General features: G+C 69.9%; 16 protein-coding genes and 1 pseudogene. 6 read left to right on the forward strand and 11 right to left on the reverse strand.

Features of this window, described 5'->3' with window-relative positions; translation table 11 throughout:
* Positions 1–30: 30 nt before the first annotated feature.
* The 9 genes from glgB to glgX form a co-directional block, all read right to left on the reverse strand.
* Positions 31–2,241 carry a 1,4-alpha-glucan branching enzyme gene (glgB, locus tag ABZ532_RS28925; RefSeq protein ID WP_361290130.1) on the reverse strand — a complete coding sequence of 737 codons (2,211 nt, stop codon included), beginning with the start codon at positions 2,239–2,241 and terminating at the stop codon, positions 31–33.
* Positions 2,242–2,384: 143 nt separating this feature from the next.
* Positions 2,385–3,764, reverse strand: coding sequence for a maltokinase (locus ABZ532_RS28930; protein WP_361290095.1), 1,380 nt, complete (start codon positions 3,762–3,764; stop codon positions 2,385–2,387).
* A gap of 234 nt (positions 3,765–3,998) precedes the next feature.
* On the reverse strand, positions 3,999–5,783 hold the full coding sequence (gene treS, locus ABZ532_RS28935; RefSeq protein ID WP_361290098.1) for a maltose alpha-D-glucosyltransferase: 1,785 nt from the start codon (positions 5,781–5,783) through the stop codon (positions 3,999–4,001).
* Positions 5,780–7,801, reverse strand: a complete 2,022-nt coding sequence (locus ABZ532_RS28940; RefSeq protein ID WP_361290133.1) for an alpha-1,4-glucan--maltose-1-phosphate maltosyltransferase — start codon at positions 7,799–7,801, stop codon at positions 5,780–5,782. Before ABZ532_RS28940 ends, treS begins: the two co-directional genes overlap by 4 nt.
* A 442-nt stretch (positions 7,802–8,243) precedes the next feature.
* A complete protein-coding gene (locus ABZ532_RS28945; RefSeq protein ID WP_361290137.1) occupies positions 8,244–10,262 on the reverse strand; it encodes a M4 family metallopeptidase in 2,019 nt (672 codons plus the stop codon).
* A gap of 430 nt (positions 10,263–10,692) precedes the next feature.
* A complete protein-coding gene (locus tag ABZ532_RS28950) occupies positions 10,693–11,427 on the reverse strand; it encodes a hotdog fold domain-containing protein (protein ID WP_361290101.1) in 735 nt (244 codons plus the stop codon).
* 382 nt (positions 11,428–11,809) lie between these two features.
* A complete protein-coding gene (locus tag ABZ532_RS28955) occupies positions 11,810–13,759 on the reverse strand; it encodes an ABC transporter ATP-binding protein (protein ID WP_361290104.1) in 1,950 nt (649 codons plus the stop codon).
* Complete coding sequence (locus tag ABZ532_RS28960; RefSeq protein ID WP_361290107.1) at positions 13,756–15,555, reverse strand: ABC transporter ATP-binding protein; 1,800 nt, start codon at positions 15,553–15,555, stop codon at positions 13,756–13,758. The genes ABZ532_RS28955 and ABZ532_RS28960 overlap by 4 nt, the downstream gene beginning before the upstream one ends.
* An 11-nt stretch (positions 15,556–15,566) precedes the next feature.
* A complete protein-coding gene (gene glgX, locus ABZ532_RS28965) occupies positions 15,567–17,792 on the reverse strand; it encodes a glycogen debranching protein GlgX (RefSeq protein ID WP_361290109.1) in 2,226 nt (741 codons plus the stop codon).
* 437 nt (positions 17,793–18,229) lie between these two features.
* Here glgX and ABZ532_RS28970 point away from each other — a divergent pair, with 437 nt between their 5' ends.
* The 4 genes from ABZ532_RS28970 to ABZ532_RS28985 all read left to right on the forward strand — a co-directional run bounded on the left by ABZ532_RS28970 (position 18,230) and on the right by ABZ532_RS28985 (position 22,662).
* A complete protein-coding gene (locus ABZ532_RS28970; RefSeq protein WP_361290140.1) occupies positions 18,230–19,459 on the forward strand; it encodes an Ig-like domain-containing protein in 1,230 nt (409 codons plus the stop codon).
* 244 nt (positions 19,460–19,703) lie between these two features.
* On the forward strand, positions 19,704–20,957 hold the full coding sequence (locus ABZ532_RS28975) for an Ig-like domain-containing protein (RefSeq protein ID WP_361290112.1): 1,254 nt from the start codon (positions 19,704–19,706) through the stop codon (positions 20,955–20,957).
* Between the two features lie 91 nt (positions 20,958–21,048).
* Entirely contained in the window at positions 21,049–21,816 is a 768-nt protein-coding gene (locus ABZ532_RS28980; RefSeq protein ID WP_361290115.1) for an enoyl-CoA hydratase-related protein, read from the forward strand.
* Positions 21,817–22,158: 342 nt separating this feature from the next.
* Entirely contained in the window at positions 22,159–22,662 is a 504-nt protein-coding gene (locus ABZ532_RS28985) for an ATP-binding protein (RefSeq protein ID WP_361290118.1), read from the forward strand.
* 279 nt (positions 22,663–22,941) lie between these two features.
* On the opposite strand, the gene ABZ532_RS28990 is transcribed toward ABZ532_RS28985, so the two are convergent.
* A complete protein-coding gene (locus ABZ532_RS28990) occupies positions 22,942–23,616 on the reverse strand; it encodes a GNAT family N-acetyltransferase (RefSeq protein ID WP_361290121.1) in 675 nt (224 codons plus the stop codon).
* Positions 23,617–23,733: 117 nt separating this feature from the next.
* Here ABZ532_RS28990 and ABZ532_RS28995 point away from each other — a divergent pair, with 117 nt between their 5' ends.
* Positions 23,734–23,949, forward strand: coding sequence for an EF-hand domain-containing protein (locus ABZ532_RS28995; RefSeq protein WP_361290124.1), 216 nt, complete (start codon positions 23,734–23,736; stop codon positions 23,947–23,949).
* A 108-nt stretch (positions 23,950–24,057) separates the two neighbouring features.
* On the forward strand, positions 24,058–24,870 hold the full coding sequence (locus ABZ532_RS29000) for a helix-turn-helix transcriptional regulator (protein WP_361290127.1): 813 nt from the start codon (positions 24,058–24,060) through the stop codon (positions 24,868–24,870).
* Here the strand turns inward: ABZ532_RS29000 and ABZ532_RS29005 are convergent.
* Positions 24,867–25,031 (reverse strand): annotated as a pseudogene (locus tag ABZ532_RS29005) (Bcr/CflA family drug resistance efflux transporter); the annotation flags it as partial. The gene ABZ532_RS29000 and the pseudogene ABZ532_RS29005 sit on opposite strands and share 4 nt — an antisense overlap.

A 25,031-nucleotide genomic window follows, 5' to 3' on the forward strand; every position in this document is an offset into this window, starting at 1 on the left:
CGGCTCGCCCCGTACGGTGATCAGCCGGGATCACACCGGCTTCAGCCACACCGTCGCCAGAGGCGGCAGGGTGAGAGGGATGCTGGTGCGGTGCCCGTGCGCGCCCACGGACTCGGGCTTCAGCGGCTCCGCGTTGCGCACATCACCCCCGCCGAAGCGCGCTGCGTCCGTGTTCAGCACCTCCGCCCAGGCGGAGACCGCGGGCGGCACGCCGAGCCGGTACTCCTTCCGCACCACGGGCGAGAAGTTGGACACCGCGAGCAGTGGTCCGCCGTGCGCGTCGAAGCGGAGAAAAGCGAACACGTTGTCCTCGGCCGCGCCGCCGTCCACCCAGGAGAAGCCCTCCGGCACGGTGTCCCGCTGCCACAGCGCCGGGGTCGCCGCGTACACAGCGTTCAGCTCGCGCACCAGGTCCCGCACCCCCCGGTGGTCGCCCGCCGAGTGGTACGTCTCGTCCATCAGCCACCACTCGGGGCCGTGCTCGTGCGACCACTCGGCCCCCTGAGCGAACTCCTGTCCCATGAACAGCAGTTGCTTGCCCGGATGCGCCCACATGAAGCCGAGGTAGGCCCGGTGGTTGGCCCGTCGCTGCCACCAGTCGCCGGGCATCTTCGACACCAGAGCCTGCTTGCCGTGCACCACCTCGTCATGCGAGATCGGCAGCACGTAGTTCTCGCTGTACGCGTACACCATCGAGAAGGTCATCTCGTTGTGGTGGTACTTGCGGTGCACCGGCTCGTGCGCGACGTAGCCGAGGGAGTCGTGCATCCAGCCCATGTTCCACTTCAGCCCGAACCCGAGACCGCCGAAACCGGCCGGGCCGACATGATGGGTGGCCCTGGTGACCCCGTCCCAGGCCGTGGACTCCTCGGCGATGGTGACCACACCCGGGCAGCGCCGGTAGACAGTGGCGTTCATCTCCTGGAGGAAGGCCACCGCGTCCAGGTTCTCCCGGCCTCCGTGCTCGTTCGGGCTCCACTGGCCGTGCTCGCGCGAGTAGTCCAGGTAGAGCATGGACGCGACCGCGTCCACCCGCAGCCCGTCGATGTGGAACTCCTCGCACCAGTACACGGCGTTGGCGACCAGGAAGTTGCGCACCTCCTTGCGGCCGTAGTCGAACTCGAGGGTGCCCCAGTCCGGGTGCGCCGCCCGCGCCGGGTCCGTGTGCTCGTACAACGGACGCCCGTCGAACTCCGCCAGCGCCCAGTCGTCACGGGGGAAGTGCGCCGGCACCCAGTCCATGATCACGCCGATGCCGGCCCGGTGCAGGGCGTCGACCAGATACCGGAAGTCGTCCGGGCTGCCCATCCGGGCCGTGGGCGCGTAGAAACCGGTGACCTGGTAGCCCCAGGAGCCCCCGAACGGATGCTCGGCGACCGGCATGAACTCCACATGGGTGAAGCCCAGATCCTGCACATACCGGGGCAGCTGCTCCGCCAGCTGGCGGTAGCTCAGGCCGGGCCGCCAGGAGGCCAGATGGACCTCGTACACCGAGAAGGGCGCCTCGTGCACCGGGCGTTCACCGCGCTGCGCCATCCACTCCCCGTCCCGCCACACATGGCGGGACGCGGTCACGACGGAGGCGTTCGCGGGCGGCACCTCGGTGCGGCGCGCCATGGGGTCGGAGCGCACGGTGTGCGAGCCGTCGGGCCGGGTGATGTCGAATTTGTACAGGGCCCCCTCGCCGACCTCCGGTACGAACAGTTCCCACACGCCGGACGAGCCGAGCGAGCGCAGCGGGAAGGCGGTGCCGTCCCAGTGGTTGAAGTCCCCGACGAGCCGCACGCCCTGGGCGTTCGGGGCCCACACCGTGAAGCGGGTGCCGGCCACGCCCTGGTGGTTCATCGGCAGGGCGCCGAGTGCCCCCCACAGCTCCTCGTGCCGCCCCTCGCCGATGAGATGCAGATCGAGCTCGCCCAGAGACGGGAGGAAGCGGTACGGGTCGCCGGACTCGACCGTGCCGGCCTCGTCGCCTTCGTTCCCCTCGTACCGGATCTGGAGCGAGTATTCGGGCACCTGCCGCATCGGCAGCACCCCCGAGAAGAACCCGTCCCCCTCCTCGTGCAGCTCGGCTCGCAGCCCCTTGCCGAGCACGGTGACCGACAGGGCGTACGGGCGCAGTACGCGGATCACCACCCCGCTCCGGGTCAGATGGGCCCCGAGCAGCGCATGCGGTTCGTGGTGGGAGCCGTTCAGCAGCCGCTCGCGGTCGGCGCCGGTGAGCGGCTTGGCGGGCCGCACACCGTGGCTGCCCGTGGCGACCTGCCTGGTGGGCGGCTGTTCGGGCGCCGGCGGTCGGTCGGCTGATGTGGTGCGGTCGGCTGGTGTGCGGGGGGTCACGGGGGCGGCCTCCTAGGCGCGTTGGGGGTGGGCAGGGGCGGGCGTCAGGTCCCGGGTCCGGCCAGCCGCTCGATCGCCGCCATGGGGACCGGTAGCCAGTCCGGCCGGTGCCGGGCCTCGTACACGACCTCGTACACCGCTTTGTCCGTCTCATAGGCCCGCAGCAGCTCGGGCTCCGCCCGGGGGTCGGTGCCCGACGCCTCCGCGTAGCCCTCGCAGTACGCCGCCCGGCAGCGGGCCGCCCAGGCCGGGTTCCAGGGCCGGTGGGAGCGGGCCGCGTAGTCGAACGAGCGCAGCATCCCGGCGATGTCGCGGACCGGTGGCTGCATCCGGCGGCGCTCGGCGGGCGGGCGGGCCGGTTCGCCCTCGAAGTCGATCACCGACCAGAGTCCGTCGGGGGTGCGCAGGGTCTGGCCGAGGTGCAGATCGCCGTGGATGCGCTGGGCGTGTCCGCCGCCGTTCAGCTCGGCTCCGGTGATCGCGTCGAAGGCGTCGCGCAGCCCCCGTGCGTACGGCAGCAGATCGGGCACCGCCCGGACGGCGGCGTCCAGCCGTTCGTTCATCGCCGTCGCGAGGTGCCAGGTCTGCGCACGGCTCAGGGTCATGGTGGGCAGCGCCGCGGCCAGAGCGGTGTGCACCTCGGCGGTGGCTCTGCCCAGTGCCTGTGCCTCCTCGGTGAAGTCGTCATCGGCGGCGAGCGCCTTCAGGGCGAGCTGCCAGCCGTCCTGGGAGCCGCGCAGATAGGGCTGGAGCACCCCGAGCGTCGCGGGCTCCGGGGTCGCCGACTCGTACCAGGCGACGGGCGCGGGCACCCGTTCGCAGCCGGCGCGAGCGAGGGCCAGCGGCAGCTCCAGATCCGGGTTGATGCCCGGATAGACCCGGCGGAAGATCTTGAGGATGTACGAATCCCCGTACACCAATGAGGAGTTGGACTGTTCCGCGTCCAGGATCCGGGCGGGCAGGCCACCGGTCACGGGCACCGTCTGGTCGAAGCGCAGCGTGCCGAACCGGCCCGGGGTGCGCAGCCGCTCCAGCAGTAGCCCGGCGAGTCGCGGGTCGTGCAGCCCTTCATAGACGGTGCGGCCGGCCAGCGGGCCTTCGGCCATCTGGCCGATCAGGGCGGAGGCGAGATGGGGCGGCAGGGTCGTACGCACCCCGAGCAGCAGCTGGTAGCAGTCGGCGCTCTCACGGCCGGCCGCCTTGCCGCCGGCGGGTCCCGGATGCTGGACGCGGATCAGCAGATGAAGCAGTCCGGGGCTGGTCGAGTCGACCGGCAGCAGTTCGGCGGCCGACACCAGGGAGAAGCCGGCGACCGGGCGCCCCTTGCCCGCGAACCAGCGCTGCCGGGGCAGCCACCGGTGGAGCAGGGGGGTGAGTGAGGGAAGCAGAGCCACGGGGGTCCGGGTGGATGCAGCCTCCGACATGGCATCGCGTCCTTTCCCCGGGCACACCACAGGATGCGAAGAGTGTCCCGGATTGCGGTAAATATAGGCTGTCCGGGCTGTGCGTGGGGGTCCCCCCGCCGAAGGGAGGGGGGAATGTCGAGCGAGGATGGTCCGTACGGACTCGGTGCGTCGGTACGGACCTGGATATGAAGGGGAGCGTGCCCCGTGCGGGGCGATGCAACCGCCCCGCACCCGAGATGGCATGTGCCTCGGTCACACCTGCTTCGGCATGGTCCCCTCGGCCGGCGCCTCACGGTCCTTGACCTGCGTCGCCGTGTCCTTCGCCGGCTCCTTGCGCAGCCGGAACCAGTAGAAGCCGTGCCCTGCCAGGGTCAGCAGATACGGCCACTCGCCGATGGCGGGGAAGCGCACACCGCCGATCAGCTCAACCGGATGGCGGCCGTTGTAGCGGCGCAGATCGAGTTCCGTGGGCTGGGCGAACCGCGAGAAGTTGTTGACGCACAGCACCAGGTCGTCGCCGCCCCCGTCGGTGGCCGGCATCTCCCGCAGGAAGGCCAGCACCGCGGGGTTCGACGAAGGGAGCTCGGTGTAGGAGCCGAGCCCGAAGGCCGGGTTCTGCTTGCGGATCTCGATCATGCGCCGTGTCCAGTGCAGCAGCGACGACGGCGAGGCCATCGACGCCTCGACGTTGGCCACCTGGTAGCCGTAGACCGGGTCCATGATGGTCGGCAGGTAGAGACGCCCGGGGTCGCAGGATGAGAATCCGGCGTTGCGGTCCGGGGTCCACTGCATCGGTGTGCGCACCGCGTCCCGGTCGCCGAGCCAGATGTTGTCGCCCATCCCGATCTCGTCGCCGTAGTAGAGGATCGGAGAGCCGGGCAGTGACAGCAGCAGGGCCGTGAACAACTCGATCTGGTTGCGGTCGTTGTCCAGCAGCGGGGCGAGGCGGCGCCTGATGCCGATGTTGGCGCGCATCCGCGGGTCCTTGGCGTACTCCGCGTACATGTAGTCGCGCTCTTCGTCGGTGACCATTTCGAGGGTCAGCTCGTCGTGGTTGCGCAGGAAGATGCCCCACTGGCAGTTGTCCGGGATCTGGGGGGTCTTGGCCAGGATCTCGGAGACCGGATAGCGCGACTCCCGCCGTACCGCCATGAAGATCCGCGGCATCACCGGGAAATGGAACGCCATATGGCACTCGTCGCCGCCCGCCGAGTAGTCCCCGAAGTAGTCGACCACGTCCTCGGGCCACTGGTTCGCCTCTGCCAGCAGCACCGTGTCCGGGTAGTGGGCGTCGATCTCCTTGCGTACCCGCTTCAGGAACTCGTGGGTCGCCGGGAGGTTTTCGCAGTTCGTGCCCTCCTCCTGGTAGAGGTACGGCACGGCGTCGAGGCGGAAGCCGTCGATGCCGAGGTCGAGCCAGAAGCGCAGGGCCGCGAGGATCTCGTCCTGGACCACCGGGTTCTCGTAGTTGAGGTCCGGCTGGTGGGAGAAGAAGCGGTGCCAGTAGTACTGCTTGCGGACCGGGTCGAAGGTCCAGTTGGAGGTCTCCGTGTCGACGAAGATGATCCGGGCGTCCTGGAACTGCTTGTCGTTGTCCGCCCAGACGTAGTAGTCGCCGTACGGCCCTTCCGGATGCTTGCGGGACTCCAGGAACCACGGGTGCTGGTCGCTGGTGTGGTTCATGACGAAGTCGATGATGACCCGCATGCCGCGCTGGTGCGCGGCGTCGACGAACTCCACGAAGTCGGCGAGGTCACCGAAGTCGGGGAGCACGGACGTGTAGTCCGCGACGTCGTAACCTCCGTCACGGAGCGGGGACTTGAAGAACGGCGGCAGCCAAAGGCAGTCCACGCCGAGCCACTGGAGGTAGTCCAGCTTGGATGTGATGCCCCTGAGGTCGCCGATGCCGTCGCCGTTGCTGTCGTGGAAGGACCGTACGAGCACCTCGTAGAACACCGCGCGTTTGAACCAGTCGGGGTCCCGGTCCTTGGCGGGGGTGTCCTCGAAGAGGTCGTGGACGGGCTCGTTGACGATCATGATGTGGGTGACCCTCCGGTCGGCGGGGACGGTCGCAGGACCACGATGTGCGCAGGCGTGACGCCCGGCTCGAGGCGCACATAGGCGGCCCTGCCCCAGTGATAGGTCTCGCCGGTGAGCTCGTCGCGCACCGGTACGGTCTCGTGCCAGTCGAGGCCGAGCTCCGGCATGTCAAACGAGACCGTTGCCTCCTGGGTGTGGTGGGGGTCGAGATTGACGACCACCAGAACGGTGTTCGAACCGGATCGCTTGCTGTAGGCGATCACGGCGTCGTTGTCGGCGTGATGGAAGTGCAGGTTCCGCAGCTGCTGGAGCGCGGGGTGGCGGCGCCTGAGCCGGTTGAGCTCGGTGATCAGGGGCGCGATGGTGCGGCCGTCGCGTGCCGCCGAGTCCCAGTCCCTGGGCCGCAGTTGGTACTTCTCCGAGTCCAGGTACTCCTCGCTGCCCGGCTTCAGCGGGGTGTTCTCGCACAGCTCGTACCCCGCGTAGACACCCCAGGTGGGGGAGAGGGTCGCGGCGAGCACCGCGCGTGCCTCGAAGGCCGGGCGGCCGCCCTCCTGGAGGTAGGCGTGCAGGATGTCCGGGGTGTTCACGAAGAAGTTGGGGCGCATGCAGGCGGCGGCCTCGCCGGTGAGCTCCGTCAGATACTCGGTGAGCTCGTGCTTGGTGTTCCGCCAGGTGAAGTACGTGTACGACTGCTGGAAGCCCACCGCGGCCAGGGTGTGCATCATCGCCGGCCGAGTGAAGGCCTCCGCCAGGAACACGACATCGGGATCCCTTCGGTTGATCTGCCCGATCACCGACTCCCAGAAGACCACCGGCTTGGTGTGCGGATTGTCGACACGGAAGATCCGCACACCGTGGGACATCCAGTGCCGGAGCACCCGGACGGTCTCCCTGACCAGGCCCTCCATGTCCTGGTCGAAGGCGATCGGATAGATGTCCTGGTACTTCTTCGGCGGGTTCTCGGCGTAGGCGATGGTGCCGTCCGGGCGGTGGTGGAACCACTCGGGGTGCTTCTCCACCCAGGGATGGTCGGGGGAGCACTGGAGCGCGAAGTCCAGGGCGACCTCGAGCCGCAGCTCCCGGGCGCAGCGTACGAAGGCGTCGAAGTCCTCGATCGTGCCGAGGTCCGGGTGGACCGCGTCATGGCCGCCTTCGGGGGAGCCGATCGCCCATGGCACCCCGACATCCCCGGATCCTGCCTCCAGGGAGTTGTTGGGGCCCTTGCGGAAGGTGGTGCCGATGGGGTGGATGGGTGGCAGATAGACCACGTCGAAACCCATCGCAGCAATGGCCGGAAGGCGCTGGGACGCTGTCCGGAAAGTGCCGGAAACCAGCTTTCCCCGTTCCCCTCGTCTCCCCTGTTCTCCCCCGGTTACCTGCTCCAGCCGCGCGCCCTCGGAACGCGGGAAGAACTCGTACCACGAGCCGAACAGTGCGCGGTGGCGCTCGACCTGGAGCGGCAACGGGTCGCTGGAGGTGACCAGTTCGCGCAGTGGATGGCGTGCGAGCACCTCGGTGACCTCCGGGGCGAGCGCGGCGGCCAGCCGCTCCCCGGGGGCCCTGCTGTCGTCCCTCAGTGTGTCGGCGGCGGCGAGCACCGCCTCCCGTCCGTCCGTCTTCGGCACGCCGGCGGCGGCACGTTCATGCAGCTCGGCGCCCTCGGAGAGGACCAGCGCGGTGTCGATCCCGGCGGGGATCTTGATGCCCGCGTGCCGGCGCCAGGTGGTCAGCGGGTCGCTCCACGCCTCGACCCCGTACGTCCAGCGGCCCTCGCAGCGGGGGGTCACGTCGGCGCCCCAGCGGTCGGTGCCGGGGGCCAGCTCCCGCATGGGGGTCCAGGGGCCTGGGCGCCCGTGCGGGTCGACCAGGACCACGTTGGCGGCCACCGCGTCGTGGCCTTCCCGGAAGACGGTGGCGGAGACCTGGAAGGACTCCCCGGCCACCGCCTTGGCGGGCCTTCTGCCTCGGTCGACGAGGGGGCGTACGTCCAGGACGGGAATGCGGCCAATCAGCGGGTTCACGGCATCACCTGGGGGCTGAGCGGGCGTGGCTGGTCGGGGGGTGGGGTCCGCTGCACGAGGTGCGGAGGTCTTCGGGTGGGCCTTCTTTGCGCGGGTGGTGTTCGTGCGGGTGCTGTTCTTTGTAACCGCTCGGTCGACGACTGGCGGGCTGCGGGCATGGCCGCTCCTGTCCGCGTTCACTCGAATAGCTGCGTGGTCGCTGTGTGGGGAAGCGCGCGCCGGTGCGTACCGGGGGAGCCTTCCCCGTCCTGTGGTTGCTTAACTACTAGGAGTCAGCGGAGGGGACAAGAACCCCGACCGGCCCGCAAGCCCTGGGATACGGGTGGGCCGGACTCCGGCCGTGCCCGGAAAACACGACGCACCGCCCGGGGCGGAAGCCCCGGGCGGTGCGCCGGATGGTTGTCGCTGAGGTGCTGTCAGCCGACCTGCGGACCTACGGGAAGGTCAGCTTGAAGTTGTTGATGTACCCGGTGTCGTAGCGGGCGACGTCCTGGACCTTCAGGCCCCAGGTGCCATTCGCGACCTCGCTGGAAGCGTTCACCGTGTAGGTGGCGACCACGTTGTCCGCCGAGTCGCTGCCGCTGGAGTTCTTCAGCCGGTACGTGCTGCCGTCCGGGGCCACCAGGTCGATGACCAGGTCACCGCGCCAGGTGTGGACGATGTCGACGTCGACCTTGAGGGCCGACGGCGCGTTGCCGGTGATACCGGAGACGGTGACCGGGGACGTGGCGGTGCTCAGGTCCGGAATGTTCACGTTGGCGGAGTTCTCGAAGGTCTTGCCGGTGCCCGGGTCCCCGCCGCCGTAGCGGGCGCCGACGTTGATGCCGGCCCAGGCGTTGGTCACGGCCTGCGTCTCGGCGCTTGTGGCGCCGTACAGCTCGGTGGCGACGGCGATGGTGCCGGTGCGCGCGGCCGCGTAGTTGGTCGTCGAGTTGAACTTCGTGGTGAGCGCCTTGAACCAGATCAGGGACGCCTTGTCACGGCCGATACCGGTGACCGGGAGGCCGTCGGAGGTCGGCGAGTCGTAGTTCACGCCGTTGATGGTCTTGGCGCCGCTGCCCTCGGAGAGCAGGTAGTACCAGTGGTTCGCCGGGCCCGAGGAGTAGTGCACGTCGATGCCGCCGAGGCCCGAGTACCAGGCGTCCTTGGACGCGCCGTCCTTGCTCGGCTTGTCCATGTAGCGCAGCGGGGTGCCGTCGCCGTTGATGTCGATCTTCTCGCCGACGAGGTAGTCGCCCTTGTCCTGGGCGTTGTTGGCGTAGAACTCGACCGCGGCGGCGAAGATGTCGGACGTCGCCTCGTTGAGGCCGCCGGACTCACCGCTGTAGACCAGCTTCGCGGTGTTGGCGGTGACGCCGTGCGTCATCTCGTGGGCGGCCACGTCGATCGACGTCAGCGGCTTGGCGTTGCCGGAGCCGTCGCCGTAGGTCATGCAGAAGCAGCTGTCGGACCAGAAGGCGTTGACGTAGCTGCTGCCGTAGTGGACCCGGGAGTACGCGCCGACGCCGTCGCCCTTGATGCCGTTGCGACCGTGCACGTTCTTGTAGTAGTCCCAGGTGAGCGCCGCACCGTAATGGGCGTCCGCACCCGCGGTCTCCATGTTCGACGCGGTGCCGTCGCCCCAGATGTCGTCGGCGCCGGAGAACAGCGTGCCGGTGCCGGACGTACCGCGGTTGAGGTTGTACGTCTTGTGGTTGCCGCGGGTGGTGTCGGTCAGGGTGTACGAGGGCGCGGTGCCCAGTGTCACCTGGCCGCTGTACTGGGTGTTGCCGGTACCGGTGTTGATCGCCTGCCACTCGAAGAGCTTCTTGCCGGTGGCGGCGTCGGTGACGACGTGCAGCTCGTTCGGTGTGCCGTCGTGCTGGAGCCCGCCGACGACCGTCTCGTACGCGAGCACCGGCTTGCCCTGGCCCATCCAGACCACCTTGCGCGGGGCGCGGTCGGCGGTGGTGTTCTTCGAGCCCTCGGCGCGGGCTGCGGAGACGGCCTGCTTCGCGGCGGTGGCCGGGGCGACAGCGGCGGTGGTGCCGACGTTCTTGAGCGCCGACGGGGAGGCCTTGATGACCGACTCGGTCTTCCCGGCCTTCGTCTCGGCGACCACGAGGTCGCCACCGAGCACGGGCAGCCCGGCGTAGGTGCGCTCGTACCGTGTGTGGGTGGTGCCGTCGCGGTCCTGGACGACATCGCGGACGACGAGCTTCTCCTGGGCGCTGAGGCCCAGTTCCTTGGCGGTGGCCGCGGTGGTCGCGGTGGCCTTGCTGATCAGCTCGGCCCGCTGGGCGGGGGTGAGCTGAGCCGGCAGCGCGCCGGTGTCACGGGCCAGGGAGGTCTGGTTCGCGGCTGCGGCCTGGTCGCCGGCGGCGGTGGCGGAACCGGCCTGGACTCCGACGGTGAGCAGGGCTGCGGTGGCGAGCAGCGCGCCGGTGGCCGTGGCGCGGCGGCGTCTGGGCATGGGTCTCACGCGAGACTCCTTCTGCGAGGGGGGTACCGGACGGCTGGGTAGGCCGTTCGGGCAGAGCAGCAAGAGCACAAAAGCTGTGAAAGCTGTGGAGCTGCGGTGCGTGCAGAGCGTTCGGAGCATGTGGTGAGTGGATCGGGGGAAGCGTGGCAGGTATCAGGCTCTCCTGTCAGGAGCGCGTCAAAAGATTGGCCGGAAACCGTCCGTTCCCCGAAATGTCATGTTCGTTAAGCGGACGTTTCAGCAGTGATCACCGTCAGGTCATCGAGGCAGGTCGACGGGCTCCAAGGCCCGCAACGGCACGGTGTGTTGCACGGTCCGGTCCGAATGGCGAGCAGAGGGTACGCGCCACCCGGCACAGGAGCCTCTTCGAGTGGCTCAATTCCTGCCGGGTGACGGGTGGTACGCCGGCGCGAGGGCGGCGTCAGGCCCCGGTGGCCGCGCCCCGGGGATCCAACCAGAGCGCCTGGGACACCGCGCACAGCTCCCCGTTCGCCGTGCTCACGGCGACGGCCATGGTGTGCTTGCGGCCCGACTCCGAGAGCAGCCAGGCGTACGAGATGTACCGCTCGCCGGCCGTCACCGGCCGCAGAAGTGTGCCCGTGAGCGCCGCCGTGACCGAGCCTGCCTGTTGTGTACCCAGTGCCCGGCCCGCCGCATTCCCCGGGCAGTCGAGGGCGCCCCACACAAGCTCGGCGGGAAGCGTGCCGTCATCCCCCGCGAGGGCCGGGGACGGCACCCACGCGGTCGCCACCAGATCCCGTCCGGGGACCGGAGCGCAGTGCTGGCGCAGTCCACGTTCCGGCGTACGGTCCGGGCCGCAGCCGAAGCAGTCCACGCTCCCCGGCGGCGGGTCGGCGCGGTACGCCTCGGCCGCGGCGAGCGCCTCGTCCCAGGAGGGCGCCTCCGGCACATCGAGCGAGACCCCGTCGACCGGAACCGCCGTCGCCAGCGGCTTCACCGATTCCCCCAACTCGGCGCCCCCGCCTCCCGTCACGGCGATCCGCACCCCGGACCCCAAGGGCACCGGGCCCCGGAAGTCCACCCGCACGGCCTTCGCTCCGGAGCGCTGTGCCAGCACCCCCGCGACATAGCCGCCGAAGGCCACCCCGGGATAGCCGCTGTACAGCGGTGGCACCACGATCACATCAGTCGTCATGGCGCACACTCCACCACACCGTGGTGCGGGCGCCCGCGGGATGATCCCCGAAGTGCCGTGGCGGGCGCGGTGGCAGGACGCGGCGGTCCGGGGCGGTGCTTTCGCGCCATGGGGTACCGGCGCGATCCGGCCGTGATCCGCTGTGTGCCCGGGACACGCCGGACAGGGACAGGGAGCCCGAGCCGTCATACCCGTGTTGTTCGTCCCGCGACGTGCGGGTCGCTGTCGGACGCGGACCTCAGAAGTGTGAGGGGCAGTGATGACACTGTGGTCGGGTATGGTGCGTGCTCGCACGACGGCCGGCAGCCGGGCTGACCACGGTCGAGCCCGGCGCCGTCGGGGCAGGGCGGGCCGGCGAGTACGCCGCCGGCGCGCCCCCTGCTCAGACCAGGCTGTCCTGCCACGCCTGGTGCAGATCGGCGAACCGGCCCGCCTCACCGATCAGTTCGGCCGGGCTGCCGTCCTCCACGATCCGGCCGTGCTCCATCACCAGCACCCGGTCCGCGATCTCCACCGTCGACAGCCGGTGGGCGATCACCACGGCCGTGCGGCCGCGCAGCACCGTGTCCATGGCCCGCTGCACCGCGCGCTCGCCGGGGATGTCGAGCGAGCTGGTCGCCTCGTCCAGGATCAGTACGGCGGGATCGGCCAGCAGGGCACGCGCGAACGCGACGAGCTGGCGCTGACCGGCCGAGATCCGGCCGCCCCGCTTGCGTACGTCCGTGTCGTAGCCGTCGGGCAGAGCGGTGATGAAGTCATGCGCGCCGATCGCCTTCGCCGCCCGCTCGATCTCCTCGCGGGTCGCGTCCGGGCGGCCGATCGCGATGTTCTCCGCGACCGTGCCGGAGAACAGGAACGCCTCCTGGGTCACCATCACCACCCCGCGCCGCAGTTCGGGAAGGGACAGGTCGCGCAGGTCGACCCCGTCGAGCAGGACGCGTCCGTCGGTCGGGTCGTAGAACCGGGCCAGCAGCTTGGCCAGCGTGGACTTGCCGGCGCCGGTCGAGCCGACGACCGCCACCGTCTGCCCGGCCGGGATGGTCAGAGCGAAGTGGGGGAGCACCTCGCCTCCGGTGCGGTACGTGAAGCGCACGTCGTCGAAGACCACCTCCCGGCCGGGACCGGCGTCACCGGGATCACCTGGGTCGCCGGCTCCGGCGGAGCGGGTGGGCAGCGCGGCTGGGCGCTCGGGCTCCGGGACGCTCGGGGTCTGGGCCAGCAGACCGGCGATCTTCGCCAGCGAGGCCGCCGCCGACTGGTACGAGTTGAGGAACATGCCCAGCCGGTCGATCGGGTCGTACAGCCTGCGCACGTACAGCACCGCGGCGGCGAGCACCCCCAGCGCCAGGGTGCCTTCGGTCACCCGGTACGCGCCCCACAGCACCATGCCCGCCACGGCCGTGTTGGCGACCAGTCGGGAGCCGACCACATAGCGGGCCATCTCCAGCAGCGCGTCCCCGTTGCTGTGGGCGTGCTGCTGGTTCAGCACCCGGAAGCGTTCGTCGTTGGCGCGTTCCCTGCGGAACACACGCACCGGCCTGATGCCGTTCATCGTCTCGGCGAACTTCACGATGACGGCGGCGATCGCCGTGGACCGATCGGCGTACACCGCGGCCGCGCGGCGCTGGTAGATCCGGATCAGAAGACAGAGGGGCACGAAGCTCAGCACGGCCACCGAGCCGATACCGATGTCCAGCCAGAGCAGCAGGGCCGAGATGTAGGCGAAGGCGAGGGTGACGCCGATCAGCTCCTGGAGGCCCTCGCTGAGCAACTCCCTGAGGGATTCGACATCGGTCGTGGAGCGGGAGATCAGCCGGCCCGACGTGTACCGCTCGTGGAAGTCCACGCTGAGCGCCTGCGCGTGGCGGAAGATCCTGCCGCGCAGGTCGAGCAGCACATCCTGGTTGACGCGGGCGGACGCCCGGATGAAGCCGTACTGGAACAGCCCGGACGCGACCGCGCACACCGTGTACGCCACGGCCACGGCCACCAGCGGCCCGTGGTCACCGCGCCCGATGGCGGGCACCGCGCTGTCGATGGCGTAGGCGACGAGCAGGGGACCGGCCTGAGCGGCGGCCTGTTGCAGCAGCAACAGCAGGGCCGCGAGAACCACCGCGGCGCGGCGCGGCGCCAGCAGCGACCTCAGCAGGGAGCCGGTGGCGTCCCTGGGTGCGGGAAGGGCATCGCGGTCGAACGGATCGCCGCCGGCCTCAGCGGGTACGGCATCGGCCGCGTCCGCGTGGGTCTCGGCACCGCGGTCTTCGGCGGTCCCGTCCGCAACCGGGTCCGTACCCGAGCGGGGGGCGGACGGCGTGGTCGTCGATGAGCTCATCGGACGTGCTCCTCGGCATGGCTGCCCGACATCAGCCAGGCGTACTCGGCGTTGTCCCGCAGGAGTTCATGGTGGGTGCCCACGGCCGTGATCCGGCCGTCCGACAGCAGTGCCACCCGGTCGGCGAGCAGCACCGTCGAAGGCCGGTGTGCCACGACGAGCGCGGTCGTGTCCTGGAGCACACGTCTGAGCGCGGCCTCCACCAGGGCCTCCGTGTGCACGTCCAGCGCCGACAGCGGGTCGTCGAGCACCAGGAACCGGGGCCCGCCCACGACCGCCCGGGCGAGTGCGAGCCGCTGTCGCTGACCGCCGGACAGACTCAGCCCCTGCTCGCCGACCTGGGTGCGGACGCCCTGAGGAAGCGCGTCCACGAAGCCGGCCTGCGCCACGTCCAGGGCGCGCCGCAACTGCTCGTCCCCGGCCTTGCCGTCGGCGCCCATCAGCACGTTCTCGGCGACACTCGCCGAGAACAGCGTGGGCTCCTCGAAGGCCATGGACACCAGCCGGCGCAGCTCATCGCGCGGCATGGCGGCGATGTCCCGCCCGTCGAGCGTGATGCGTCCACCGGTCACCTCGTACAGCCGCGGCACCAGGGCCGTGAGGGTGGTCTTGCCCGACCCGGTGGCGCCGACCAGTGCCATCGTCTCGCCCGGGCGTACGTGAAGGTCGATCCGCTGCAGCACCGGCGGTGACGCGGGGCCGGCGTCCGGGTAGCGGAACTCGACCGCGTCGAAGACCAGTCCCTCGACGGTGTGCGCGGGCATCCCGGCGCGTGCGGAGGGCTTCGCCGGCTCCGCGCCCGTCTCCTCCGGTGCGTCCAGTACCTCGAAGAAGCGGTCAGTCGCCGTCGCCGCCTCCTGGCTCATCGCCAGCAGGAAGCCGATCGACTCCACCGGCCAGCGCAGCGCGAGCGCCGTCGAGAGGAAGGCGACCAGCGTGCCCGCGGAGAGCTCGCCTTCGGAGACCTGAAGGGTGCCGAGCACCAAAGCCGCACCGATCGCCAGCTCGGGCGCCGCCATGATGACGGCCCAGATGCCCGCCAGCATCCGGGCCTTGACCAGCTCGGTGCCCCGCAGCCGCGCTGCCAGGGCGCGGAAGGCGGCGGCCTGGCTGCGGTGCCGCCCGAAGCCCTTGACGATGCGGATGCCGAGCACGCTCTCCTCGACCACCGTCGTCAGATCGCCGACCTGATCCTGCGCCGCGCGTGCCGTGACAGAGAACCGCTTCTCGAACAGGAAGAGGAGCACCACCAGCGGTGCCGCGGGCACCAGAAGGATCAGGCCCAGCGTCCAGTCCTGCACCAGCAGGATCGCGGCACCGGCCAGAATCGTCACTCCGTTGACCAGCAGGAACGTCAGCGGGAACGCCAGGAACATCCGCAGCAGCATCAGATCCGTGGTCCCGCGCGACAGCAGCTGGCCCGAGGGCCAGCGGTCATGGAAGGCCACCGGCAGCCGCTGCAGATGCCGGAAGAGGTCGGCCCGCATCGACGCCTCCACCCCCGCCAGCGGACGCGCCACAAGCCAGCGCCGGAACCCGAAGAGCACCGCTTCCGCGATACCCAGCAGCAGTACGTACAGCGCCCCCAGCCACACCCCGCCCACGTCGCGCTCGGCGACCGGACCGTCCACCAGCCACTTGAGGACGAGCGGGATCACCAGGCTGAGGCACGACGCGACGATCGCGACGACGGCGGCGCTGAACAGCCGGGCCCGCACGGGCCGGACGTAGGGCCACAGCCGCAGCAGGGAACGCACAACGGACCGGTCATCGGGGGTGGCTTGTGTGGTGGACATCAGCTGCGAGCCTACGGTTCACCACTGACACTGCCCACCGAGTTTTTCCCGCCGTCCGCCGCGTCCGCGTCCGCTGCCAGCACCTTCAGCAGCAGTACGGACCGCTCCGGCACCGTCACCCGTCCTCCGCCCCGGTACACCGTCCCCGGCGCCGAGGTCTGGTCCTCCAGCGAAGTGTCCACGACCACCTCGTACGCGCCGCCCCACGGCGGGCCCGGCAGCCGGAAGTCCAGCGGGCCGGCGCCGGCGTGCAGGACCACCAGGAAGCTGTCGTCGGCCACCGGCGCCCCGCGGGCGTCGCGGCCCGGGATGTCGCGGCCCGAGAGGTAGAAGGCCACGGTCGACGCGGGCGCATACCAGTCCCCTTCGGTCATCTCGGTGCCGTGCGGCGTGAACCAGGCGAGGTCCCGCAGTCCGTCCGGGGTCTGCGAGCGGCCGGAGAAGAACGCCTTGCGGCGCAGCACCGGATGTGCCGCGCGCAGTGCCAGCAGCCGGGAGGCCAAGGCCAGCAGCCCGGCCGGACCCGGCTCGTCCCGCAGCGACCAGTCCAACCAGCTGACCTCGTTGTCCTGGCAGTACGCGTTGTTGTTGCCGCCCTGCGTACGGCCCATCTCGTCTCCCGCGACCAGCATCGGCACCCCGGTGGACAGCAGCAGCGTGCTGAGCAGCCCCCGCAACTGGCGGCGCCGCAGGGCGTTGATCGCGGGATCGTCCGTCTCTCCCTCCGCCCCGCAGTTCCAGGCGCGGTTGTCGTGCGTGCCGTCCCGGTTGCCCTCCCCGTTGGCCCCGTTGTGCTTGTGCTCGTAGCTGACCAGATCGCGCAGGGTGAAGCCGTCGTGGGCGGTGAGGAAGTTCACCGAGGCATACGGGCGGCGCCCGCCCCAGGCGTACAGGTCGCTGGATCCGGAGAGCCGGTAGCCGAGGTCCCGCACATCGGGCAGCGCGCCGCGCCAGAAGTCCCGTACCGCGTCGCGGTAGCGGTCGTTCCACTCCGTCCACAGCGGAGGGAAAGCGCCCACCTGGTAGCCGCCGCTGCCCACGTCCCAGGGTTCGGCGATCAGCTTCACCCGGCGCAGCACCGGGTCCTGGGCGATCACCGCGAGAAACGGCGAGAGCATGTCGACATCGTGCATTGACCGGGCGAGCGCCGCAGCTAGGTCGAAGCGGAAGCCGTCGACGCCCATCTCGGTGACCCAGTAGCGCAGTGAGTCGGTGATCAGCCGCAGCACCTGGGGCTGGACCACATGCAGGGTGTTGCCGCAGCCGGTGTAGTCGGCGTAGCGGCGGGCATCGGGCTGGAGGCGGTAGTAGCCGCGGTTGTCGATGCCCTTGAGGCTGAGGGTCGGACCCAGCTCGCCCGCCTCCGCCGTGTGGTTGTAGACCACGTCGAGAATGACCTCGATGCCCGCCGCGTGCAGTGCCCGCACCATCCGCTTGAACTCGCCGACCTGCTGCCCGGCGGTCCCCGATGCGCTGTAGGCGGCGTGCGGGGCGAAGTAGCCGATCGAGTTGTAGCCCCAGTAGTTCCGCAGCCCGCGCCGCAGCAGATGGTCCTCGTGCGCGAACTGGTGCACCGGCAGCAGCTCCACGGCCGTCACCCCGAGCCGTACGAGGTGGTCGATCGCGGCAGGGTGCGCGAGGCCCGCGTAGGTGCCGCGCAGCTCTTCGGGGATGTCGGGGTGCAGCCTGGTGAAGCCGCGGACATGCAGCTCGTAGATGACCGAGTCCGCCCACGGGGTCTTGGGGCGGCGGTCGTCGGCCCATTCGTCGCCGGGCGCGTCGTCGTGGACGACGACCCCTTTGGGCACGTACGGAGCCGAATCGCGGTCATCGCGCACGGTGTCGGCGACATGCTGCTCGGGCCAGTCGCGCACATGACCGTAGATCTGCGGAGCGCGCCCCGACACCCCGAAGTCGCCGTCCACGGCCCGGGCGTACGGGTCGAGCAGCAGCTTCGCCGGGTTCCAGCGGGCGCCGGTCCACGGGTCCCAGCGGCCGTGCACGCGAAAGCCGTAGCGACGGCCGGGCAGTACCCCGGGCACGAAGCCGTGCCAGATCTCATGGGTCAGCTCGGTCAGCGGAAGCCGGGTCTCGGTGCCCGCCTCATCGAACAGGCACAGCTCCACGGCCTCGGCGCCGCCCGCCCACAGCGCGAAGTTCGTGCCCGCGACACCGTCGGGACCGGTGCGGAACCTCGCTCCGAGCGGGGTCGGCGAGCCGGGCCAGACCGCCGCCACCGCACTCCGGACGTCCCCTTCCCCTGATTCCCCCGATTCCCCTGAATTCCCGGACTGCCCTGGCTCCCCTGGAATCCCGGGCCGGTGGCGCCGCCCGTTCAGCGCCGGGCCACGCTGAACTCCAGGGGACGGCGCCCCACCCTCCCGCACTGCCTCCTGCCCGGCTGCGCTCGACACCTGTCGGCCTCCCGCGGCTCATCGGGCCACGCCGTGCCGGACCGGCCGGACAGGCCCACGCGTGGTCCTCCCACCTGTTCTGCCCGCCCTCGCCCCCTCCCAACATCAGGGCGCTCACGTACCCACACGCGGTGGCCGGTCGTTGGGCGGGACGTGCTGTGTCTCTGCGACCCGACGAGGTGGACGACCAAGTGAACGAGCAGGTGAACGAGCAGCTGAACGGCGAGGTGAACCCTGTGGGCAACACGATGGGCGACACGGTGGGCAACTCGGTGAGGCGGGCGAGGGCCACGCTGGCCGCCGCTGTCGTCTGGACGTCACTGCTGGCCGCCCTGACCGGCTGCACCGCAAGGCCGCCGGCCGACGTCGGCAGCAAACCCGGCCCCCCTGCCGACATCATCAGGATCACCCCCGATGACGGCGCGAAGGGCGTGGCGGCCGACGGCAAACTCGAAGTGAAGCTGTCCAGCGGACGGCTGGAACGGGTCACGGTGACCCGGATCGAGGACGCCCAGCCCATCGACGTGCCCGGGTCGATCTCCGAGGACGGACTGCGCTGGCGGCCCAGCGCCGGCACCAGGCTCGCCCTCGCCGCCGAATACCGGGTCGACGCGGTGGCGCTCGATGCCCACGGCCGGCGCGCCGCCCGGAACGCCACCTTCACCACCCTCGTTCCCGAGCACCGCTTCATCGGCTACTTCAACCCCGAGAACCGCTCCACCGTGGGGACCGGAATGATCGTCTCGTTCGTCTTCAACCGGAAGATCAAGGAGCGGGCGGCGGTTCAGCGTGCCATCCGCATCACGGCGCATCCGCCGGTGGAGGTCGTCGGCCACTGGTTCGACGGGCAGCGCCTCGACTTCCGGCCGCGTGCCCACTGGCGGCCGGGCACCAAGGTCCGCGTCGATCTGCGGCTGCGCGATGTCGAGGGGGCCCCGGACGTGTACGGGATCCAGCACAAGACCACCAGTTTCACCGTGGGCCGTTCACAGATCTCGACCGTCGACGTGCGAAACCACACGATGGAGGTACGCCGAGGTGAGCGGCTGCTGGCGACCCTGCCGGTGACGGCAGGGGCCAGGGAGAACACGACGTACAACGGCAAGATGGTCGTCAGCGAGATGTTCGATGTCACCCGCATGGACGGTGCGACAGTCGGCTTCCGTAGCGAGACCGGCAAGAGCGAATACGACATCAAGGACGTACCGCACGCGATGCGGCTCACCACGTCGGGCACGTTCCTGCACGGGAACTACTGGGCGCATCCCTCGGTGTTCGGCTCGTCCAACACCAGTCACGGCTGCGTGGGGCTGCGGGACGAGAAGGGCGGCAGCCAGAGCAGCCCGGCGGGCTGGTTCTTCGACCGGACGCTCATCGGGGACATCATCGAGGTGATCAACTCTCCCGACCGGGAGGTCGATCCCTGGAACGGGCTGAGTGGCTGGAACATGGGCTGGGCGGAATGGCGGGCTGGTTCAGCGGTGCGGTGACCTCCCGCTGCCACCCCGGCTGCCCCGCCGGACTCCGGAGATCTCCGTCGACTCGCATGGCCCGCACCAGTCCTGGACATCTTGGGACTGAACGGTGACATCCGTGGGGAGTTGCCACGGCTCGCGGTGTGATTATCTATCGCCAGACGCGCGCAGGAAGCGTGCGCGGGGGTAGTAGTTCGGCTCGGGGCCGGGCTCCACGGGCCGTGGCGGGGCCAGGCCGTGCGAGGGGAGAAGACCGATCGTGAACGGGCAGCCGATATCGGGGGCATCGGCCGGGGCATACGGCAGGCGGACACGTACGGGCACGGGCTTGCTCGCCCTGGTGCTCGGCGCGTTGCTGCTGTTGGTGACGGCATGCGGAGGCGGGGCAACCGGCAAGAGCAGTCCTGGCAAGGGCGACAAGGAGGGTGCCGGCAAGGCGGGCACCACCGCCTCGCAGGCGGTGGTGACCATCGCGCCCAAGGACGGCGAGGACTCGGTCGCCACCAGCGGCGCTCTCAAGGTGACCGCCGACCAGGGCAAGCTGACCGCCGTCAGTGTCAACGACGACAGGGGCAACGCCGTCGAGGGCAAGCTCAGCGCGGACGGCGCCGCCTGGGAGCCGCTCGCCCATCTCGCCGCGGCCACCAAGTACAAGGTGCACGCGGTCGCCAAGGACTCCGAGGGCCGGGAGTCCGCGAAGGACACCAGCTTCACCACGCTGGTGCCCAAGAACACCTTCATCGGCCAGTACGCCCCCGAGGACGGCTCCACCGTCGGTGTCGGGATGCCCGTCAAGATCAATTTCACCCGGGGCATCACCGACCCCGAGGCCGTCGAGAAGGCCATCAAGGTGACCGCCGAGCCGTCGGTCCCGATCGAGGGCCACTGGTTCGGCAACGACCGGCTGGACTTCCGCCCCGAGAAGTACTGGACGCCGGGCACCAAGGTGACGGTCAAGCTCAACCTGAACGGCGTCGAGGGCCGTCCGGGGGTCTACGGCAAGCAGTCCAAGACCGTGACGTTCACCATCGGCCGCAGCCAGGTCTCCACCGTGGACGCGAGCGAGCACACCATGGAGGTCGTCCGGGACGGCAAGCTCCTCAAGAGCGTCCCGATCACCGCGGGCGCGCCGTCGACGACGACGTACAACGGGCAGATGGTCATCAGCGAGAAGTACGAGGTGACCCGGATGAACGGTGCCACCGTCGGCTTCGGCGGCGAGTACGACATCAAGGACGTGCCGCACGCCATGCGCCTGTCCGACTCGGGCACCTTCATGCACGGCAACTACTGGGCCTCATCCGGCACCTTCGGCTCGGCGAACGTCAGCCACGGCTGTGTGGGACTGCGCGATGTGCGAGGCGGCTGGGACAAGAAGGCCCCCGCGGCCTGGATGTACGAGAACTCGATCATCGGTGACGTGGTGATCGTGAAGAACTCCAAGGACAAGCAGATCGCCCCGAGCAACGGGCTCAACGGCTGGAACATGTCCTGGGCCGAGTGGACCAAGTGACCAGGTAGGGGACGACGGCTGAGCGGACGGACCCGGTGCTGTGATGGACGGCACCGGGTCCGGCCGCGTTAACGGGGGCTAACCTCCCCGTATGACAGTCAATCTCGAAGTCTCCGAAGGCGTTGGCACCATCCGTCTGGACCGCCCCCCGATGAACGCCCTGGACATCGCCACCCAGGACCGGCTGCGCGAGCTCGCCGCCGAGGCGAGCGACCGCGACGACGTCCGGGCCGTGATCCTGTACGGCGGCGAGAAGGTGTTCGCGGCCGGCGCGGACATCAAGGAGATGCAGCGGATGGACCACACCGCGATGGTGAAGCGGTCCAAGGGCCTCCAGGACGCTTTCACCGCCGTCGCCCGCATTCCCAAGCCCGTGGTCGCTGCCGTCACCGGCTACGCCCTGGGTGGAGGCTGTGAGCTGGCGCTCTGCGCTGACTACCGGATCGCCGCAGACAACGCCAAGCTCGGCCAGCCGGAGATCCTGCTCGGGCTGATCCCGGGTGCGGGCGGCACCCAGCGGCTGGCCCGGCTGGTGGGGCCCTCCAAGGCGAAGGACCTTATTTTCACCGGCCGCCATGTGAGGGCCGACGAGGCGCTGACGATCGGCCTGGTGGACCGTGTCGTACCCGCGGCCGAGGTCTACGAGCAGGCGCACGCCTGGGCGGCGAAGCTCGCCCAGGGACCGGCGCTGGCGCTGCGCGCGGCCAAGGAGTGCGTCGACGCGGGCCTGGAGGCGGACATCGACACGGGCCTCGCGATCGAACGGAACTGGTTCGCGGGGCTGTTCGCGACCGAGGACCGGGAGCGCGGGATGCGCAGCTTCGTGGAAGAGGGGCCGGGCAAGGCGAAGTTCGTCTGAGTCCCTCACGGTCCATCTGAATCCCCCTGGTCCCGCGAAGTTGTACTGCTTCCTCGTGGGTTCGTCCGGGTTCTTCTACGGCTTCTCTGTCAGCGGCGGGGTTGCAGCGGGTTGCAACCGGGTTTCCCGGCTTAAGGGAACCTTAAGGGAGTCTTCCGACGTCAGCGGCCGAAGCGCTTCGCGATCATCCGCATGCGGTGCGTCAGGGCTGGTCAGGGGACATCATGGGCCATTTCTGCCCCTGGCATATGCGGAATCCATGCCCCCGGGGCTCTCCGCCCCGGGGTGTGGATTACTCCGGAACGGCCGCGGAACGGCGTCCGAACAGCCATCATGGACGCCATGGCGGGGCTGGAGGGCATGGAGCAACCACGGCAGCGCGGCGGTGCGACCGCCGAGCGCTGGAGGCCGTTGGCCGATGACGAGCGGGTCTTCAGGGCCCTCGAGTCGTTCGGCAGTCCGGCTGACGGCGAGGTGGAACTGCCGTCGCTGCCCGAGTCGGCCGCGATCGCGCGCCGGCTGACCCAGTATGTGCTGCTGCGCCAGTGGGCCCTGTCCCCGCAGACCGCCGAGGACACGATCCTGCTCGTCTCCGAGCTCGTCGGAAACGCGGTGCAGCACACCGGCGCCCGTGTCTTCGGACTGCGCATGCTGCGCCGGCCCGGCAGGATCAAGGTGGAGGTGCGTGATCCCTCGCGGGGGCTGCCGTGTCTGCTCCCGGTGCGTGAGCTGGACACCAGCGGCCGCGGGCTGTTCCTCGTCGACAAGCTGTCCGCTCGCTGGGGGGTCGATCTGCTGCCGCGCGGCAAGACGACCTGGTTCGAGATGCGGGTGTCCGACCGCTGAGCCCCTGGACGCACGAAAGCCCCCTGCTGCCATCGTGTGGCGCCTCGGGGGCTTCATGCGTGCGGTCGTGGACAGGAGGGGTGTGATCCACGACCGCTGAGACGACCTGGCCCGGGTCAATGGGGGTCGTGCGACCGACTATGACAGACGGGCGGCCTCACTGCCAAAAGTCCCCACCCGGCCAAAATCGAACAATTCCGTCAAATAGAAAGTGAATCTAAGGTGAACTAGACCACTTCCCTTGCAAACGGTGAATGACTATGGGTAATCCCGGGTGATTCAACGATGTGGCGACCGGTGTGGAAAATCTCTGTCCGCCGGAAGCAGCAGTGCCTCCGAGCCCACCGGCCGGAACCCCGCCAGCTGGAACGTCCGCACGCTGCGGGCGTTCCCCGGAGACTTCTGGGCCCAGACGTGCCCGCCGTCCGGAATCAGATGCCGCGCCGCGTCCGCGAGGCGTGGCCCGAGCCCGGCGCCGCGAGCCTCCAGATCCACTTCGACCGCCGCCTCCCAGCGCCCGGCCACCCCGCGGCCCAGCACCAGTACACCTCCGTCGGCGGTCCACACCCGGACGTCGTCGCGGTGCTGGAGGGCCCTGGCCACCCGTGGATGATCCGGGTCCTCGATCTCGCGCAGCGGCAGCTCGGGCGGCCCCGACCGTGACGGTGCGACCGAGAGCAGGTCGATGGTGTTCATGGACCGCCCTGTCCGCGCCATCAGAGCACTCAGGAAGCCGGGATTCATGCTCGCCGCGAGCGGATCACCCGAGGTCGCCGCGAGTGTGTCGCGCACCCACTCGGGGTCCTCGTCCGTGAACACCACCGAGTGTGCCGTGAAGGCCAGCACACCCGCGTCCCGCTCACTGGGCTGCGGCACCACTGTGGTCATGCCGTCCGGCGGCGGGAACTCGCCCCGCTCCGCCGCCGCCAGGATCCAGGTCAGCGCATCGCTCATAACCCCATATTCCCTCCCAGAACCCGCACGGGTGGTCCTTGGCGTCCCCCTGGCGACGGTCCACGGCCTCGCGGATACCCTGCATCCATCAGTAAGGCACCAAGAAGGGGTGGACCAGTGGCGGATATCGAGTCGGCGCGCAAGGCCTTCGATCGTTATGACCTGAACGGCGACGGGCTGATCTCGGCCGCCGAGTACAAGAGCGTGATGGCGCAGCTGGGCGACTTCCATGTCACGGAGACCGTCGCCGAGGCCGTCATCAAGTCGAAGGACGGCAACGGCGACGGCCTGCTGACCTTCGACGAGTTCTGGGCGTCGATCGACAAGGACTGACGCTCCCGGCGCACGACGGCCCCTCGGCACACGCCGGGGGGCCGTGGCATGCCGTCCGCGGGCCCGGTGTGACGAGGTCACTGTCGCTGGTACACGGAAGCGCTGGCGGTGAGTCTGGACGACGACGTCCATATCGCTCTTCGCCCCGCGGCCGCAGGCCTGGCCGCATCCGCCGCCGTCCTCGGCGACATCGGACGCGCCGAGCACGCGCTCGCCGACCTCAAGCAGTATCCGGACCTCTTCTTCCTCCCCGGCGACAGCACCGTGGGCGAGGCATGGGTACATGCCGCCAACGGACGTATGACCGCGGCGATCCAGGCACTTCTGGAGGGAGCCGGCGCGGCCCGGGACGCAGGTGCCGCGTCCAGTGAAATGACGCTGCTCACCGAAGTGGTCCGGCTGGGCGCCGCCGCACGCGTAGTGGGCAGACTCACCGAGCTGGCCGAGGTGTGTGACAGTCTCCTGGCTGTTCCACGCGTCGGTTTCGCCCGGGCGATGGCGGCAGGGAACGCCGATGACCTGCTGGAGGCATCACGGCGCCTGGAGGAAGCCGGCGCGCTGCTCATCGCAGCCGAAGCCGCGGCGACCGCGGCGCAGTGCCTGCGTGGGGAAGGACTGTCACGCCAGGCAACGAAGGCCGCAGGTCTCGCCGAGAGACTGGCCAGGTCCTGCCAAGGCGCGATCACGCCCGGACTCAGCGCGCTTCAGCTCCACGACCCGCTCACCGGCCGGGAGATGGAGATCGCGACCATGGCGGCGAGCGGTCTGGCCACCAAGGACATCGCACTCCAACTGCATCTGTCACCACGCACCGTCGACAACCACCTGTACCGCATCTACAACAAGGTGGGCTTCACCTCACGGAGGGCGCTTGCCGAGACACTCGGCCACCGCCACGGCGGTGGCCTGGATCCGGCCTAGGCCGCCGAGCCGGCTGCCGCCTGCCTGGTGCGCCAGGGTCGGCAGAGGCCCAGGAAGCACCCCATCGCGCCGAGTGCGCAGACTAGCTGGACCACGGCCATCGGTACGGCGGTGGCCTCGCCCGCGATCCCGACCAGCGGGGACGCGATCGCCCCGACGAG

It is taken from the genome of Streptomyces sp. NPDC019396 (assembly GCF_040632375.1).
In the GTDB taxonomy this organism is placed as follows: Bacteria; Actinomycetota; Actinomycetes; order Streptomycetales; family Streptomycetaceae; genus Streptomyces.

Coding starts and splice junctions, on each gene's coding strand:
- ABZ532_RS28990 (WP_361290121.1), bottom strand. CDS start 23,616: ATGAGCGATGCGCTGACCTGGATCCTGGCGGCGGCGGAGCGGGGCGAG.
- ABZ532_RS28980 (WP_361290115.1), top strand. CDS start 21,049: ATGACAGTCAATCTCGAAGTCTCCGAAGGCGTTGGCACCATCCGTCTG.
- ABZ532_RS28945 (WP_361290137.1), bottom strand. CDS start 10,262: ATGCCCAGACGCCGCCGCGCCACGGCCACCGGCGCGCTGCTCGCCACC.
- ABZ532_RS28930 (WP_361290095.1), bottom strand. CDS start 3,764: ATGTCGGAGGCTGCATCCACCCGGACCCCCGTGGCTCTGCTTCCCTCA.
- ABZ532_RS28950 (WP_361290101.1), bottom strand. CDS start 11,427: ATGACGACTGATGTGATCGTGGTGCCACCGCTGTACAGCGGCTATCCC.
- ABZ532_RS28955 (WP_361290104.1), bottom strand. CDS start 13,759: ATGAGCTCATCGACGACCACGCCGTCCGCCCCCCGCTCGGGTACGGAC.
- treS (WP_361290098.1), bottom strand. CDS start 5,783: ATGATCGTCAACGAGCCCGTCCACGACCTCTTCGAGGACACCCCCGCC.
- ABZ532_RS28960 (WP_361290107.1), bottom strand. CDS start 15,555: ATGTCCACCACACAAGCCACCCCCGATGACCGGTCCGTTGTGCGTTCC.
- ABZ532_RS28985 (WP_361290118.1), top strand. CDS start 22,159: ATGGCGGGGCTGGAGGGCATGGAGCAACCACGGCAGCGCGGCGGTGCG.